The sequence below is a fragment of the Delftia sp. DT-2 genome, assembly GCF_028401915.1.
Lineage (GTDB): Bacteria > Pseudomonadota > Gammaproteobacteria > Burkholderiales > Burkholderiaceae_C > Comamonas > Comamonas tsuruhatensis.
This window is the reverse complement of the sequence record NZ_JAQOTI010000023.1, coordinates 69,345-84,567: the sequence shown is the minus strand read 5'-3', so window position 1 is coordinate 84,567 and position 15,223 is coordinate 69,345. Positions and strand designations below refer to the sequence as shown.

Annotated in this window: 18 protein-coding genes; 9 read left to right on the top strand and 9 right to left on the bottom strand. The window is 66.7% G+C overall.

What is annotated here, in order from left to right; genetic code table 11:
* The first annotated feature begins 334 nt into the window (after positions 1–334).
* The gene (locus PO605_RS28725) at positions 335–742 is read left to right on the top strand and encodes a PRC-barrel domain-containing protein (protein WP_016446396.1); all 408 of its coding nucleotides are present in this window, start codon (positions 335–337) and stop codon (positions 740–742) included.
* Between the two features lie 118 nt (positions 743–860).
* A complete protein-coding gene (locus tag PO605_RS28720; protein WP_016446397.1) occupies positions 861–1,235 on the top strand; it encodes a c-type cytochrome in 375 nt (124 codons plus the stop codon).
* A gap of 2 nt (positions 1,236–1,237) precedes the next feature.
* On the opposite strand, the gene PO605_RS28715 is transcribed toward PO605_RS28720, so the two are convergent.
* Positions 1,238–2,173, bottom strand: coding sequence for a LysR substrate-binding domain-containing protein (locus PO605_RS28715; protein ID WP_016446398.1), 936 nt, complete (start codon positions 2,171–2,173; stop codon positions 1,238–1,240).
* Between the two features lie 89 nt (positions 2,174–2,262).
* Between PO605_RS28715 and PO605_RS28710 the strand changes: the two genes are divergently transcribed.
* Together PO605_RS28710 and PO605_RS28705 are read left to right on the top strand one after the other, a co-directional pair.
* Positions 2,263–3,633 (top strand): MFS transporter, encoded by a 1,371-nt coding sequence (locus PO605_RS28710; RefSeq protein ID WP_047471577.1) that lies wholly within the window; start codon positions 2,263–2,265, stop codon positions 3,631–3,633.
* Positions 3,630–4,268: a LysE family translocator gene (locus PO605_RS28705; protein WP_016451462.1), complete on the top strand. Its 639-nt coding sequence runs from the start codon at positions 3,630–3,632 to the stop codon at positions 4,266–4,268. Before PO605_RS28710 ends, PO605_RS28705 begins: the two co-directional genes overlap by 4 nt.
* Before the next feature lie 43 nt (positions 4,269–4,311).
* Here PO605_RS28705 and PO605_RS28700 read toward each other — a convergent pair whose 3' ends face one another.
* Complete coding sequence (locus PO605_RS28700) at positions 4,312–5,205, bottom strand: LysR family transcriptional regulator (protein ID WP_016446401.1); 894 nt, start codon at positions 5,203–5,205, stop codon at positions 4,312–4,314.
* Between the two features lie 133 nt (positions 5,206–5,338).
* Between PO605_RS28700 and PO605_RS28695 the strand changes: the two genes are divergently transcribed.
* The 4 genes from PO605_RS28695 to PO605_RS28680 all read left to right on the top strand — a co-directional run bounded on the left by PO605_RS28695 (position 5,339) and on the right by PO605_RS28680 (position 8,484).
* On the top strand, positions 5,339–6,193 hold the full coding sequence (locus PO605_RS28695; RefSeq protein WP_047471553.1) for an amidohydrolase family protein: 855 nt from the start codon (positions 5,339–5,341) through the stop codon (positions 6,191–6,193).
* A 77-nt stretch (positions 6,194–6,270) separates the two neighbouring features.
* Entirely contained in the window at positions 6,271–7,275 is a 1,005-nt protein-coding gene (locus tag PO605_RS28690; protein ID WP_047471551.1) for a Bug family tripartite tricarboxylate transporter substrate binding protein, read from the top strand.
* An 11-nt stretch (positions 7,276–7,286) separates the two neighbouring features.
* Positions 7,287–7,805 carry a carboxymuconolactone decarboxylase family protein gene (locus PO605_RS28685; protein WP_047471549.1) on the top strand — a complete coding sequence of 173 codons (519 nt, stop codon included), beginning with the start codon at positions 7,287–7,289 and terminating at the stop codon, positions 7,803–7,805.
* A 4-nt stretch (positions 7,806–7,809) separates the two neighbouring features.
* Positions 7,810–8,484 (top strand): hypothetical protein, encoded by a 675-nt coding sequence (locus tag PO605_RS28680; RefSeq protein WP_047471547.1) that lies wholly within the window; start codon positions 7,810–7,812, stop codon positions 8,482–8,484.
* A gap of 29 nt (positions 8,485–8,513) precedes the next feature.
* Here the strand turns inward: PO605_RS28680 and PO605_RS28675 are convergent, their stop codons facing one another.
* Positions 8,514–9,509, bottom strand: coding sequence for an NAD(P)H-quinone oxidoreductase (locus tag PO605_RS28675; RefSeq protein ID WP_156136030.1), 996 nt, complete (start codon positions 9,507–9,509; stop codon positions 8,514–8,516).
* 140 nt (positions 9,510–9,649) lie between these two features.
* On the opposite strand from PO605_RS28675, the gene PO605_RS28670 reads away from it, so the two are divergent.
* Positions 9,650–10,525, top strand: a complete 876-nt coding sequence (locus PO605_RS28670; RefSeq protein WP_272207229.1) for a LysR family transcriptional regulator — start codon at positions 9,650–9,652, stop codon at positions 10,523–10,525.
* 27 nt (positions 10,526–10,552) lie between these two features.
* Here the strand turns inward: PO605_RS28670 and PO605_RS30950 are convergent, their stop codons facing one another.
* Genes PO605_RS30950 through PO605_RS28645 form a run of 6 tightly spaced genes read right to left on the bottom strand, consistent with a single transcriptional unit; the run spans position 10,553 to position 15,221 of the window.
* Positions 10,553–11,728, bottom strand: a complete 1,176-nt coding sequence (locus PO605_RS30950; protein WP_334313828.1) for a hybrid sensor histidine kinase/response regulator — start codon at positions 11,726–11,728, stop codon at positions 10,553–10,555.
* A gap of 35 nt (positions 11,729–11,763) precedes the next feature.
* Positions 11,764–12,525, bottom strand: coding sequence for a response regulator (locus PO605_RS30945; RefSeq protein WP_334313827.1), 762 nt, complete (start codon positions 12,523–12,525; stop codon positions 11,764–11,766).
* A 45-nt stretch (positions 12,526–12,570) separates the two neighbouring features.
* Positions 12,571–13,422, bottom strand: a complete 852-nt coding sequence (locus PO605_RS28660) for a sensor histidine kinase (RefSeq protein ID WP_047471536.1) — start codon at positions 13,420–13,422, stop codon at positions 12,571–12,573.
* Positions 13,419–14,405 (bottom strand): ATP-binding protein, encoded by a 987-nt coding sequence (locus PO605_RS28655; protein WP_331428948.1) that lies wholly within the window; start codon positions 14,403–14,405, stop codon positions 13,419–13,421. The genes PO605_RS28660 and PO605_RS28655 overlap by 4 nt, the downstream gene beginning before the upstream one ends.
* Positions 14,406–14,452: 47 nt before the next feature.
* On the bottom strand, positions 14,453–14,857 hold the full coding sequence (locus PO605_RS28650) for an anti-sigma regulatory factor (RefSeq protein WP_082001532.1): 405 nt from the start codon (positions 14,855–14,857) through the stop codon (positions 14,453–14,455).
* Positions 14,847–15,221 carry an STAS domain-containing protein gene (locus PO605_RS28645; RefSeq protein ID WP_047471574.1) on the bottom strand — a complete coding sequence of 125 codons (375 nt, stop codon included), beginning with the start codon at positions 15,219–15,221 and terminating at the stop codon, positions 14,847–14,849. Before PO605_RS28645 ends, PO605_RS28650 begins: the two co-directional genes overlap by 11 nt.
* Between the last annotated feature and the right edge of the window lie 2 nt (positions 15,222–15,223).

The window sequence follows — 15,223 nt, the reverse complement described above, 5'->3', positions numbered from 1 at the left end:
ATCAACTCCTTTAGAACGGCTCGGGCCATGAAGAGTGGATAGCGTTTAGAGTCTATGCAATCGTCCGGGATGCGACAACTATTTCAGCAGGCCCATGGAGGCATCGGAAATCAGGAAATTCGTCGAAGAGCGCAATCGATACGCACAGGGAAAATGAAGGGCCTTGGCCATGGCATGCCGGGCGCAGGCGCAGGCAATTGGCGGGACGACTGTAGGCAGTATCCTCACCGTGGCGCTGGATCGGCTGACATGGCTTTGCTTGGTTTTCCGATCTCGCCGCTGCCGGGCTGCACTCCTAATGAGGGCTTCAAATTTTGTTTTCCAGGAGTTCTCTATGACAGGTCTCAAGACGCTGAAGATGGGTTTGATCGCAACCGCGCTGATCGCAGCCACGGCCTCGACCAGCTGGGCACAGCCCGTGGCGGGCACCACCACCTTGGGCGTGGCGGCCACCGAAGTCCAGGCCGTGGCCACGGGCTGGAGCCTGAAGAAGTCCGTGCTGGGCAAGAGCGTCTATAACGAGGAAGGCAAGGCCGTGGGCAAGATCGACGACGTGATCGTCGCACCCGACAAAGCGGTCTCCTACGCCATCGTCGGCGCCGGCGGCTTCCTGGGCATGGGCAAGCATGACGTGGCCATTCCGGTGAACCAGTTCCGCGTGGAAAACAACAAGATCACGCTGCCCGGCGCCACCAAGGACGCGCTGAAGGCGCTGCCCAAATTCGAGTACGCCAAGAAGTAAGCCGGGCGCGCGCCCTGCTTCTTTGACAAGCCCTGCGTTGCAGGGCTTTTTCGTGGGCGGCCGTGCAGGACCATATGATCGCGGCGGATCAGATTCATACCAAAAAATCCGCGAGTCAATGAAAACAATCGTCGCCGTATCCTTGGGAATATCGCTGTGCATTCAGGCATTGCCCTGCCTTGCAGACAACAGCAATGGAAAGCAGCTCTACCTGTCCAGATGCGCCATGTGCCACGGGGCAGACGCCAAGGGTACGGGCCCGCTGGCCAACAAGAGCAATCCACCCACCCCCGACCTGGCGACCGCCGCGTTCAGAAAAAGGCTCCATGACTATCCGGGCGTGATCGTCTCGTCCGTCATTCTTCGCCCCAATGGCGACCTGATTCCCAGGACCTTGCGGGAAAACGGGGTGAAGGTGCCGCCCCATGCCTGGACCGTGAAGGATTTCCGCGACCTCAATGAATACTTCAGTGGCCTGGTTGCGAAGAAGTAGCCCTATATATCGAGTTTCTGCGCGCGCATATGCTCGCGCACCGCATCGACCAGGATGCTGGCCAGCCGGTCCACGGGCGCTGGCGCATCGAGCGTGGCACGGCCCAGGATCAGATCCATGGACGGCAGGGCCGGCAGGCCCAGTGCCTGCGCATCCAGCGGCTTGACGTGCGCGGGCAGGCCGAACGGCGTGCGCACGGACAGGCCCAGGCCTGCAGCCGTGGCGGCCCAGACGGCGGACAGGCTGGCACTGTTGAAGGCATGGCGCCAGGCCATGCCCTTCTTGTCCAGCGCAGCCGTCACGATGTCCCGCAAGGGGCAAGGCGCATCGAGCATGGCCAGGGGCAGCACGTCGTCGTCCTGCGCTGCACCACTGCGCCAGCGTGCCCAGCCGGCGTCGGCCGCGTCCATGGATGCCGGGCCAATCCACTGGAGCGGCAGCCGCATGATGTGCTCCCCATGCACGCACGCGTGGTTCACGCCCGCATCCCATAGCAGGGCCAGGTCGAATTGCCCGAGGGCGATGCGCTCGCGCAGTTCATCGCTGCGGGCCACGCTGGCTTCGATGCGCACATGGGGATGGGCGCGCGCGAACTGCCCCAGCACATGGGGCAGCACGCTTTCGCCCAGGTCCTCCTGCAGGCCCAGGCGTACCAGGCCCCGCAGTTCGCTGCCGCGCACGGCCGCCACGGCGCGGTCGTTGAGTTCGAGCAGGCGCAGCGCGTAGCCGCGCAGGGTTTCTCCGGCCTCCGTCAGCACCAGCCCCCGGCCGGACTTGCGCAGCAAGGGCGTGCCGCATTGGGATTCCAGCTTCTTGAGCTGGGCGCTGACGGCCGAGGTGGAGCGGCCGAGCTTGTCCGCGGCGCGGGCGAAACTGCCCAGTTCGACGCCGGTGCAAAACGTGCGCAGCACATCCAGGTCATAGAGCACACGTGTCATTGCCAAGCCTTCATCGTGCTGAAAAAATGGATTGTAGATACGAAATTATGTGATTTTCAGGATGGTTGGGGCTGACCATACTGCCGGCCATGACCTCTTCTTCCGCCGGCCGCAGCGCCAATCCCAGCCCCTTGGCTTCCCCCCGCCCGCCCCGCCACCGATGGAAGGTGCTGGCCGCTGGCGTCATCGCCAACGCCGCGTTTTCCGTGGCTTTCAGCGGCATCCCCATGACGGCCATCCTCATGCGTTCGGGCTACCAGCTGGACACGCAGACGCTGGGCCTGGCGCTGGGGCTGATGGGCCTGGGCATTGCGCTCAGCGAACTGCCCTGGGGCCTGCTGACGGACCGCTGGGGCGACCGGCCAGTGCTGCTGCTGGGCCTGTGCGGCACGGCCTTGGCCCTGGCGGCGATGGCGCTCTGGGCCTCGCCATCGCCGGACCATATCCCTTCGTTCGGCCTGCTGGCCGGCGGGCTGGTGCTGGTGGGGCTGCTGGGCGGCAGCGTCAACGGTGCCAGTGGCCGGGCCGTCATGGGCTGGTTTGCCGAAGGCGAGCGCGGCCTGGCCATGAGCATCCGCCAGACCGCCGTGCCCTTGGGCGGCGCCATTGGCGCCCCCTTGCTGACCGGCCTGGCCACGCATGCAGGCTTTGCCGCCGTCTATGGCGTGCTGACGGCGCTGTGCCTGGCGGCGGCGGTGTTTGCAGCGCTGTGGATTCAGGAGCCATCGCATGCACCGGCCTCAGGCAAGGCCGCTGCGCCAGGCCGGGCCGGGCCATCCGCGCCAGGGCCCCTGCGCGATCGGCAAGCCTGGCGCATGGCCGCCGGCATCGGCATCCTGTGCGCCCCGCAGTTTGCCGTGCTCTCGTTCGGAACGGTGTTTCTGCATGACCATGCCCACCTGGGGCTGGGCGTGGCGGCGGCCGTCATGTCGGTCGTGCAGCTCGCCTCCATGGCCCTGCGCATCTGCAGCGGCCGCTGGACCGACAGGCGCCAGAACCGCCCGGCCTTTCTGCGCGCCTGCTGCCAGCTCACCCTGGCGTTGTTCGCGGGCATGGCGGCCCTGAGCTGGAGCAGCCATCCGGGCGCATCGGCAGTGTCGCCCGCCATGGGTCTGGTGCTGATGGTGATGCTGGGCGTGTGCGGTATCTGCGTGTCCGCCTGGCACGGCGTTGCCTACACGCAGCTGGCCGGGCTGGCCGGCGCGGCCCGCGCGGGCACGGCGCTGGGCATGGCCAATACCTCGGTGTTCGCGGTGTGCTTCCTGGTGCCGCTGGCCATTCCGCACTTGCTGTCGGCCCAGGGCTGGGGGCTGGTCTGGGCCTGCGCGGCGGCCTGCGCGGGCTGGGCCATGCATCTGTTTGCACGGGCCGGGGTGGCCGGCACCCCCGGGGCCACGCAGGGGGCGTTATTGAACGAGAATACCGGCTGTCTTCCCACGGCCTCCTCGCACCGACCATGACCATCGCCCACTGGCTTGTTTTCTGCGGCGTCTCGCTGCTGATGTGCTTCACTCCCGGCCCGGCAGTGCTGCTGGCCATCTCCAACTCGGTGGACGTGGGCGCCAGGCGAACGGCCCTGAGTTCGCTGGGCAGCTCGGTGGGCATCTTCGTGGTCTCCGGGCTGGCCATGATCGGCATGGGCACCATTCTCAGCATGTCGGCCCACGCATTTCTGGTCATGAAGGTGGCAGGCGCCATGTACCTGATCTGGCTGGGCGTCAAGCGCTGGCGCAGCAAGGACGCGCTGCTGGGCAGCGACGCCGGCCTGGCGCCTGCCCACCGGCGTGAACGCGGGAACTGGCAGCTGGTGGCGCAGGGCCTGGGCGTGTCGCTGACCAATCCCAAGGCCATCCTGTTCTTCTCCGCGCTGTTCCCGCAATTCGTCATCCCGGGCGAGCCGCTGCTCACGCAGTACCTGGTGCTGACCACCACGTTCGCGGTCTGCGCCCTGATCTCGCACGCCTGCTATGTGCTGCTGATCTCCATGATCAAGGGCCACGTGCTGGCGCACGCCAGGCTGTTCAACCGCATCGTGGGCGGCACCTTCATCGCGCTGGGCCTGGGATTGCTCAGGACGCGGCACAAGCTGGGCTGAGTGCGGGCCAGGGCTTCGCACTGGCCGTTCAACAGCTGTCGGATCAACCCGGCAAGCCCAGCCGCTCGCTCACCACCCGCTTGATCAGCTGCTCTGCAAAGCGCGTGACGCGGGTGGACGGGCGTGCGCGCGGAATGGCCAGCACCAGGCGGTTGCGCACGACGGGCGAGATGATCTGCGCGATCGACAGCTGCGACGGCGAGGCCGTGCCCTGAATGGCGCTCAGCGGCAGCACGGAGTCGCCCATGCCCCGGGCCACCAGCGAGAGCACGGTGTGCACGGAATCGACCTCGGCCAGCATGTGCAGCGGCACGCCGCGCGGCACGGTGTAGCTCTCCAGCAGCTTGCGCAGCGCGTTGGGGCCGCGCGCCATGACGAGCTTGCGCTGGGACAGCGCCGCCATGCGGACCTTGGCGGGCAGCGCATGCCTGCTGACCAGCACCAGCGGCTCGCGCAGCAGGGTCTCCGTGGTGATCTGCGGCGAGTGCGGGGGATCGAACAGCAGGGCCATGTCCACGCGCCCGGCGATCAGCCATTCGCGCAGGCTGATGCTCAGGTTCTCCTCGATGGAGATGGTGACGTCGGGGTACTGCTGCAAAAAGCCCTGCACCAGGTCTGCGGCGATGGAGCGCGCCACCCAGGGCGGCAGGCCGATGCTGATGCGCCCGCGCGGGCTGCGCAGCCGGTCCTGCATGTCCGATTCGGCCTGCGCGGCCAGCGCAAAGATGCCGGCCGCATGCTGCAGCAGCGCCTGGCCCGGCTCGGTCAGCACCACGCCGCGCCCGGTGCGCTCAAGCAGCCGCTGTCCCAGCTCCCCCTCCAGCAACAGCACCTGTCGGCTGAGGGCCGGTTGCGACAAATGCAGGGCGGCGGCGGCGCGGCTGAAGCTGCCGGCCTCGGCCACCGCAGCGAAATAGCTCAGGCGCGTCAGGTCCATGGTTCTCCTTGGCAAGGGCTTTCAGCATGCTTCTGGCTGATAGCAGGTATCAGCCAAGTCTATGCCTCATTCGCGGCAAGCCCGCCCACAATCGCCACAAGCCTTCGCTGTCGCTGCCTTGTTGCAAAGCCCCATGCCTGAACTCACCTACGCCCTGTCCCCCTCCAAGCCCGCGCTGCAGCTGCCTGCGGGCGCCTGCGATACCCATGTGCATGTGTTCGGTCCCGGCACCCAGTTTCCCTATGCGGCCGGGCGCAGCTTCACCCCGGCGGACGCGGGCAAGCACACGCTGTTTGCACTGCACCGCCACCTGGGCGTGTCGCGCTGCGTGATCGTGCAGTCCGCCTGCCACGGCCTGGACAACAGTGCGGTGCAGGACGCGATTGCCGCCGGTGGCGGCAACTACCTGGGCGTGGCGCTGGTGGCCGCCGATGTGTCCGATGGCGAGCTGGCGCGGCTGGCGGGTGCGGGGTTTCGGGGCGTGCGCTTCAACTTCATGCGGCACCTGGCCGGCGCCCGCATTGAAGACGTTCTGGCGCTGACCCCGCGCCTGGCCGCGGCCGGCCTGCATCTGCAGGTGCATTTCGAAAGCAGCCTGGTGCATACGGTGGGCCGGCAGTTGCAGGCCAGTGCCGTGCCCGTGGTGATCGACCACATGGGGCGCGTGGATGCGCGCCTGGGCGCAGGGCATGCAGATTTCCAGGCGCTGATGCAGCTGCTGGCCGACCAGCCGCAGTTCCACGTCAAGGTCAGCGGCGTGGACCGCATCGACAGCCAGCCGCCCTATGCCCAGGGCAAGCCGCTGGCGCGCCTGCTGGTGGAGCGCTTTCCCGCGCAATGCCTGTGGGGCACGGACTGGCCCCACCCCAACCACACGCATGTGCCCGACGACGGCCTGCTGGTCGATGCGCTGGCCGACATCGCGCCCACGCCAGCGCTGCGGCAGGCCCTGCTGGTGGACAACCCGCAGCGGCTGTACCGGTTCTGAGGACCGCACAAGGCGCCTGTCGCCTGTGGCTCATCGCCCGTCGCCCTGCCCACAGATACCCATAAAAGGAGACATCCATGACAAGCATCCCTTCCACCCGCCGCAGGCGCTGCCTGTCCATGGCGCTGGCGGCCCTGGCGCCCCTCGCTGCCCTGGTTTGCGCCGCATGGCCCGCGCCTGCGCCCGCGCAGCCGCAGATGACGCGCATCGTCGTGGCCTTTCCGCCGGGCGGCCCGGTGGACTTCGTGGCGCGCACGCTGGCCGAGCAGTTGGGCAAGGAGCTGGGCAGCATCGTCGTGGTCGAGAACAAGGCCGGTGCCAACGGCGCCATTGCGGCCGAATACGTATCGCGCGCACAGCCGGACACGCGCACGCTGTGGCTGACCAGCGTGGGCGCCGTGGCCATCAACCCGGCGCTGTACCCCAAGCTCGGCTACAAGCCGGCCACCGACCTCGCACCGGTGTCGCTGGTGGTCAGCAACGTGGAGATGCTGGTGGTCAACGCCAAGGCGCCCTACGGCAACGGCGCGCAGTTCGTGGCAGCCGCACGCCAGGCCCGTACACCGCTGACCATGGCCTCGTCCGGCACGGGCAGCGTGCCGCACCTGGCCATGGAATTGCTCAAAGAGCATGCGGGCATCCAGCTCGCCCACATTCCCTACAAGGGCGCCGCGCCCGCCATCACGGATGTGGTGGCGGGCCATGTCGATGGTTTCTTTGGCGACATTCCCGGGCTGATCGGACAGATCTCCGCCGGCAAGCTCAAGCCCGTTGCCATTGCCGCCAGCCGGCGCCACCCGCGCTTTCCCGAGGTCAGGACCTTTGCCGAGATCGGCATCACCGGCGTGGATTCGGACAACTGGTACGCCCTGTTCGCCCCCAAGGGCACGCCAGCGGCCGAGACCGAAAAAATGAGTCAGGCCGTGCAGCGGGCGCTGAACACGTCCTCGGTCAAAAGCCGCCTGGAAGCCTCTGGCACTGAAGTCGTGGGCAGCACGCCGGCCGAGCTGGCCAGGGCGCTGCAGGCCGACACCCTCAAATGGAGCCGCGTGGTACGCGCCAACGGCATCACCCCCGACTGAAGCGAGCCCCCATGAGAATCCAACCCGTACTCCCCGGAACCCACCCCGAACTGGCGGCTGTGGAATCGCGCATCCTGGCCGAACGCGGCCGCATTTCCGAGCTGTACCAGGTGCTGCTCAACAGCCCGCCCATCGCCCACGGATGGGAGCAGATGCTGTCGGCCGTGCGCAATCGCAGCAGCCTGGATGCAGGGCTGCGCGAGCTGGTCATCCTGCGCGTGGCCGTGCTCAACGGCGCGCCCTATGAATTCAATGCCCATGTGCCCCATGCCCACAAGGCGGGCAAGAGCGATGCGGCCATCGAGGCGACCCGCAGCATCCCCTGCGCCGCGGATGCGCCGTGGACCGAGCAAGAGCACCTTGCCATCCGCCTGACCGATGCCATGACGCGCGACATCACCGTCGCCGACGCGCTGTTCGCCCAGGTGCAGGCCCGCTTCAGCGCGCAGGAGCAGGTGGACCTGGTGGCCACCATCGCGGCCTACAACATGGTCTCGCGCTTTCTCACCGCATTCCATATCGGGCACTGAAGGCATGGCTGATTCCCGCATACCTGCCGACTGCCTGCTGCTGCGATGGACGATGGCAGCGCCCTGCCTGGCAAGCGCCAAGGCACTCGCAAGAAGCGCCTACGGTCCTGCGTTTGGCGACGCCCTCACCCAGGCGGCAGGCCTGGGCGTGCGCCTGACCGTCCAGCGATTCGCCTGGTCGGCCAGCACGGGGCGCATCTACGTCTATGTGGAGCTGCCGGGCCGCATCGGCGTCTCGCGGCCTGCAGTGCTTGCCGTGCAGGCGGCGGCGCAGGCCATGCTGCCGGCCGCATCAAACCTTGCGGCGTCCAGGCTGACGCTGGCCTTCGACCGGCCCGGCGCCTCGCACGGGCAGCAGCGCCATGCCCACTACACGGTGGAGATGGACCCGGCCGAAGGCTGGGCGCCCGAGATCTTTCGCTGGTACGACGAAGAACACATGCCGGGCCTGGCCGCCGTGCAGGGCAACATCCATTCACGCCGCTACCTGAACCACGACGGCGGCCCGCTGTCCCTGGCCTGCTATGACCTGCAAAACCCCGGCGTGCTGGGCTGCCCGGCCTGGCTGCAGGTGCGCGCCACGGCCTGGAGCGACATCACGCGGCCGCATTTCACGCACACCGTGCGCACCATGTTCGCGACCGTGGACGCGGGGGATGGGGCCTGGCCGCCCTATTGAACGCCCTATTGAGCGCCCTATTGAGTGCCCTATTGACCGCCCTGCCCGGGAATCAGCAGCAGCTTGCCCACGCTCTGGCCCGACTCCATGCGCCGGTGCGCCTGCGCGGCCTCGGCCAGCGGCCAGGTGCTGTCGATCACGGGGCGGATGGTGCCGGCCGCCAGCGCGGGCAGCCAGCGCTGGGCAAAGCGCCGGACCATGGCCTGCTTGACTTCGGGCGGGCGCGACTTCATCACCGTGCCGAAGATCCTCAGGTGCCTGTACAGCAGCACGTCCATCGGCACGGCCGCCGCCAGCGCGCCGCCCAGCAGGCCCACGCAGACCAGGCGCCCGCCCATGCCCAGCGAGCGCAGGTTGCGCTCCAGGTACGGCGCGCCGATGAAGTCCACCACCACATCCACGCCCTTGCCGCCGGTCTGCTCGGCCACCACGGCCTGGAAGTCTTCGCTGCGGTAGTCGATGAACACATCGGCGCCCAGGCCCGTCACCGCCTCGCGCTTGTCGCCGCTGGCCGTGGCGAACACGCGCGCACCGGCCGCATGCGCCAGCTGCACGGCCGCCGAGCCCACGCCGCTGCCCGCCGCGTGGATGAGCACGGCCTCGCCGGGCTGCAGATTGGCCAGGTGGAACAGCGCCTCATGCGCGGTCACAAAGACTTCGGCCACCGCGCCGGCATCGGTCAGCGAAAGCGCTTCGGGCACATGCATGGCCATGCGGTGGTCGATGCGCGACAGCTCGGCATAGGCGCCGCCGCCCACGATGCCCATGACGCGGTCGCCCACGGCAAAGCCCTGCACCTCGGCGCCCACCTCGACCACGGTGCCGGCGATCTCCAGGCCCATGAGGTCGGATTCCCCGAAGTGGGCGCGGCCATAGGCGCCCTTGCGGTGCGAGACATCTGCACGGTTCACGCCGATGGAGGCGTTGCGCACCAGAAGGTCATGGGGCCGGACCTCGGGCCGGGCCACGTCGCGGGCCACGAGCACTTCGGGGCCGCCGAAATCGTCAAAAACAATGGCTTGCATGCTTGTGCTGTCTTTCATTGCGCAATGGGTATTCAAAAAAGGGTTGAAGGTCCGATACCCAAAGCTTACGACTGCTCCAGGCCTCTCAAACGCAGCGATTTCGCTCTACAGTGCTGCAAATCTGCATCACTCCAACCACCATGAACTGGGATGACACCCGCATCTTTCTTGCGCTGACCCGTGCGCCCTCCCTGCGCGCGGCCGCACGCAGCCTGGGCGTGGACCAGGCCACCGTGGGCCGGCGCCTGAACGCGCTGGAAGCCGAGCTGGGCAGCAAGCTCTTTCTGCGCGCTAGAGACGGCTACCTGCTCACCGCCGCCGGCGAAGCCGCCCTGGGCGCCGCGCGGCGCATGGAGGGCGCGGCGCTGGACCTGCGCACGCGCATCGAGGGGCTGGACGACAGCCCGGCCGGCCTGGTGCGCGTGACCAGCACCGACTCGATCGCCACCGAATTCCTGCTGCCCGCCATAGAGCGCCTGCAGCAGCGCTGGCCCGGCATCCGGGTGGACCTGGAGGTGTCCACGCAGATGCTCAACCTGGGCCGCCGCCAGGCCGACATCGCGTTTCGCAACGTGCGCCCCGAGGCGCCCGAGCTGGTGGTGCGCCGCGTGGTCGCCTGGCCGGTGGGCCTGTTTGCCAGCGCCGCCTATGTGGCGCGCTTTGGTGAGCCGTCCGCAGAGGACGAATTGCGCGGCCACCACCTCGTGGTCTACGGCCCGTTTCTGGAGCAGCGGCCGGTTCCCACCATGGTGGACGTGCCCGCGCGCCATGCCCGGATTGCCATGGCCGCCAACTCCAGCCTGCTGGTGCGCAAAGCCGTGGCCGCCGGCATCGGCCTGGGCGAGATGCCCGTGAGCATGGGCGAGCGCGAAGGCCTGCTGCGCATCTGGCCGCAGCGCCAGCGCTCGGACGACTACGAGGTCTGGCAGGTCATGGACCCCGATCTGCAGCGCACGGCCAGGGTGCGCGTCACGGCGGAGTTCCTGGCCGAAGCGTTGGGTGCCTGGCCCGCATGACACGGGCGGGCAGGCAGCCCCCAAGGATCAACCTTGCCCCAGCAGCACCCGGATGAGAAGGTGCGGCTGCAGCGGCTTTTCCAGATAGTGGTCAAAGCCGGCCTTCAGCGCCTGCGTGCGGTCCTGCTCCCTTGCAAAGGCGCTGAGCGCGACGATCTTCACCTGCTTGGAGCCACCAAATTTGCCGCCAAAGTGCGCGGCCTCCGCCTCGCGCAGGGCCTTGACCAGCTGGAAGCCATCCTTGCCCGGCAGGCCGATGTCGCTGACGATGAGGCTGGGCCACTGCGCATGGACCAGGGCCATGGCCTCGTCGAAGTTCTCGGCGCTTCTGACGATGGCGCCCTGATCGGTCAGCACCACCCTGAGCATTTCGCTGGTGTCGGCATTGTCTTCAACGATGACGATGTCCCTGCCCTTCAGCGACTCGCCATTTTCAAGAGGCGCATTCAGCGGGTCGGACTGGGAAGCGCCGCCTTCATGCAGCGGAATCTCCACCAGCATGGCGACGCCCAGTCCCACGCCCTCACTGTGGGCACGCACCGAGCCGCCGTGCAACTCCACCAGGTGCTTGACGATGGAAAGCCCCAGCCCCAGCCCCGAATGGCCGCGCGTGGCGGGGGCCGAGGCCTGTGAGAACCGCTCGAAGACATGGGGAAGAAACTCAGGCGCTATGCCCACGCCTTCATCCACCACGCGCATCAGCAGATTTTCACCATCGATTTCAAGACCGACCCGGACCACGCTGCGCGCACTGGAGAACTTGATGGCGTTGGACACCAGGTTCCACAGGATTTGCTGAAAGCGCGTGACATCGATCCACGCCATGATTACATCGGACGGCGCCTCGAACTGCAGGCTGATGCTCTTGTCCGCAGCGTTGTCGCGCAGGGGCTCCAGGCTTTGCATGGCCAATGCGCAGACATTGACCTCTTCGCGGTACAGATTGAGCTTGCCCGTGGTCAGGCGCGAGATGTCCAGGATGTCGGCAATGATGCGGCTTTGCGCCTTCACGCCTTTCTCGATGGCGTCTATCCCCTTCTTGAGCATGGCCTCGCTGAGATTGGGGCGCTTGAGCAAATGGGTGCCGCCGTTGAGCAGGGACAGCGGCGTGCGCAGCTCGTGCGAGAGCACGGCCACGAAATCGTCCTTGGTGCGGCTGATGCGCTCGGCCGCCGCACGCGCCGCCTGTTCCTGCTCCAGCATTTGCTGGCGCTGGCGCTCGAACTCCATGGATTCCGTCAGGTCCTGGGCCACAGCCAGGCGGATGCCGGGCTCGATGGCATCGGAGAATCTCCAGGAAATAAGACGCTCCTGCCCATCTGCCTGGACGATGGGAAACTCGCCGCGCCAGGCCTTTTCAGGACTCTGCGCCAACTGGGCGGCAGCCTGTTCCTGGAGTGCCTGAGGAGCGAAACCGGCCAGCGGCTTGCCCCCAGCTCGTCAATGCCGCGCTGCAGCAACGCCTGTGCCTGGGAGTTGGCATCGTTGATCAGGCCACGGGAGTTGACCAGCATCATGGGCGCCGGTGCCTGGTCATAGATGGCGCGAAAGCGCGACTCGCTGCGGCGCAGGCCGTCTTCGGCCAGCCGCGCGCGGATCAGCGCGTGCAGCGTGGCAATCAGCAGCTGCGGCTCCACCGGGTGCACCATGTAGGCGTCGGCCCCTGCGTTGAGGCCGGCCACCTGGTGGTTGCTTTTCACATACTCGGCCGACAGGTGGACCACGGGGATCAGGCTGGTGTTCCGCGCCCCGCGGATGGTGCGGCACACGTCGAAGCCCGAGATATCGGGCAGGTGCACATCCAGCACCACGGCCGCCACGCCGGTCTCGGACAGGGCAATCGCCTTTTCCCCGGTTTCCGCTTCCAGGGTCTGGAATCCTGCCGCCCGGATGACACGCGCCGTGGAATAGCGCGTGGCCGGATTGTCATCCACCACAAGAATGGTGTGCAGGCTGCGGTCGAAGGTGGGAAGAATCATTCCAGTCGTGTTCTTTGGCATGACGCTCCTGTTGTTTTTGAATGGATGAAGCCAGGTTTGCCAATGTCAGGCCTTGGGGTCGACCGGAAGATGGGCAGGAACGATCACGGAAAATGTGGAGCCTTCGCCCAATTCGCTTTCCACCTCCACCCAGCCGCCCAGAAGCTGGGCCAGCTGCTTGGACAGTGCCAGTCCCAGGCCCGTGCCGCGCAGGCGCTTCTGGATGGGCGAGTCGATCTGGGTGAAGTCATTGAAGATCGCGTCGTGGAATTCCGAGGCGATTCCTATGCCGGTATCGGCCACCGAAAACTTCACCAGCATGTCGCCCACCAGCTCGGCCGACACCTTGATTTCGCCCTGCTGGGTGAACTTCAGTGCATTGGAGATGAAATTCCTGAGGATCTGCGAAAGCTTGCGGTTGTCGGTGTAGAAGCGCGGCAGGTCACCGGGCTCCTCGAAGACCAGGCTCAGCTCCACGTTGTCCGCCATGGCCTTGAACATGCCGCGCAAGGCGGCGAACAAATCCATCATCTCGAACCAGCCCGGCGAGATTTCCAGCCGGCCGGCCTCGATTTTGGCCAGATCGAGCAGGTCATTGACCATCTCGGAAAACTCGGCGGCGGTGTCCTGGATGAACCCGACCTGGCGGGTCTGCTCCGTGGTCAGCGGTCCATCCACATGGTCCAGCAGCAGGCGCGCATTGCTGCGGATGGCGCCTATGGGCGTGCGGAACTCGTGGCTCATGTAAGAGAGGAAATGGCTCTTGAGTTCGGTGGCCTTGCGCAGCTTTTCGGCCTGCATGTCCAACTCGCCATAGAGCGCGACCACGCCGCGATTGGTCTCTTCCAGTTCCTCGCGCAAGGACCTGACCTCGGCGCGGCTCAGTTCCAGTTCGGCTTTGAGCTCTTCTTCGTTCATTGTTCTTCCTCGGCCTTGAGGACGACCACGGTGGCGTCGTCCCTGCTGCGGGTGTTGCGCCAGAGAATGCAGGCGGCCAGCAGGCCGGGGTCCCGGCTCAGCAGGCCTGCGTAGTCACCATGTTTCCAGCGGGCGGATACGCCGTCGGAGTGCAGCACCAGCACGCCATGGTGCAGCCAGGGATAGTCGGCCGCCTTGGGCTGCGAGATCTGAATGCCGGCCGTTCCGTGCTGGCCGATCAGGCTGCGATCGGTCACGCCATTGAACAGCCTGCCGCTGATGTTTCCGGCCCCGCAGCACTGCACGGCGTCTGCATGGCAGCGTGCCACGAAAAGGGCTGCGCCCCGCGTGCCACGCAGGGCAGCATGGGCCTGAGCCACGAACTCCTCCAGCGGCATGGCGGCATCGCCACCGGCATCACCCGCCCTGCGGGCCTCCAACGGAGCAAAGACATCGACCGCGCCCCGGGCTGCCTCGCCCGCCAGCGGACCATGGCCCAGGCCGTCGACCACCAGTACATCGGCCTGGCCCGGGCATGACTTGACCGCCCAGGCATCGCCGCTGATGGTCTCGCCCGCTACGGCCAGGCACACGGCGCCCATGCGCAACGACAGTGCCGACGGCGCCCTGCGGCCCGCGCGCACGCGCGCCAGGCTCACCGTGCCTGCAGGTTCGGAGAAAACGAAGAAGTCATCGGCCACCCTGGAGATGGCGCCCAGGCCCGTGCCCGGCGATCCCGAACCTGTGCTCACCCCGTCCTGCATGGCGTTGGCGATGTCCGCGATTCCCGGCCCGCGATCGACGCAGATGATCTCGATGTCATGAAAGGGCGCGCGCGCCGCTATCCAGATTTCGGCGCCCCGGGCGTGACGCAGGAGGTTGGTGGCCAGCTCGGTGGCCACCAACCCTGCCCGGCCCGCATCTTCTTCGTGCCAGTCCATGTCGGCCGCGAGCGCGGCCACATGGCGCCTTACTTCACCCACACGGCTGGTGTCGCCGATTGGAAATGAACGATGCGTCCAACCCCGGATTACTTCCACTTGGTGATACTCACTCGTGTGCCCTGTCCCGGCTCTGACTCGATCTTGAAGTCATTCACCAGCCGCTTGCTGCCCGGCAGCCCCAGGCCCATGCCCATGCCCGTGGTGAAGCCATCGGTCATGGCCAGTTTCAAATCCTTGATTCCGGGACCGGTGTCTTCAAAGATCAGCTGCAATGCCTGCCTGCCATTCACTTCGACAATGGCCCAGCACATGCGGCCACCTTTTCCATGGATCAGCGTATTGCGCGACAACTCGCTGGCCGCGGTGATCATCTTTGTCTGATCGACCAGCGAGAACTTCAGCATCTGGCAAAGCGAGCGCACCGTTTGCCGCGTGGCAACGATTTGCTGCTCGTTTTGTAACGGCATATCGCCGCTGCGTTCATGTTCCAAGGAAGGCTCCCGTCTGCTGGGTCCGCAAAAGGGCCATCCCCCGCTCGACGTTCAGCGCAGTCCTCACCCCGCCAAGAGACAGGCCCAGCTCCACCAGCGTGATCGCCACCGCAGGCTGCATGCCCACCACGACCGTAGCGGCCGACAGCATGCGGGCAATACCCGAGATGGTCACGAGCATGCGCCCCACGAAGGAATCCACCACCTCGACCGCCGAGATATCGATCATGACGCCGCTGGCGCCTGTGCTTGCAATGCGCTCGGCCAGGTCGTTTTGCAGCGCCATGGCGGTCTGGTCCTGCATGTCGATCTGAATGGACACCAGCAGCACATCGCCCATGCGCAGGATTGGAATGCGTTCCATGG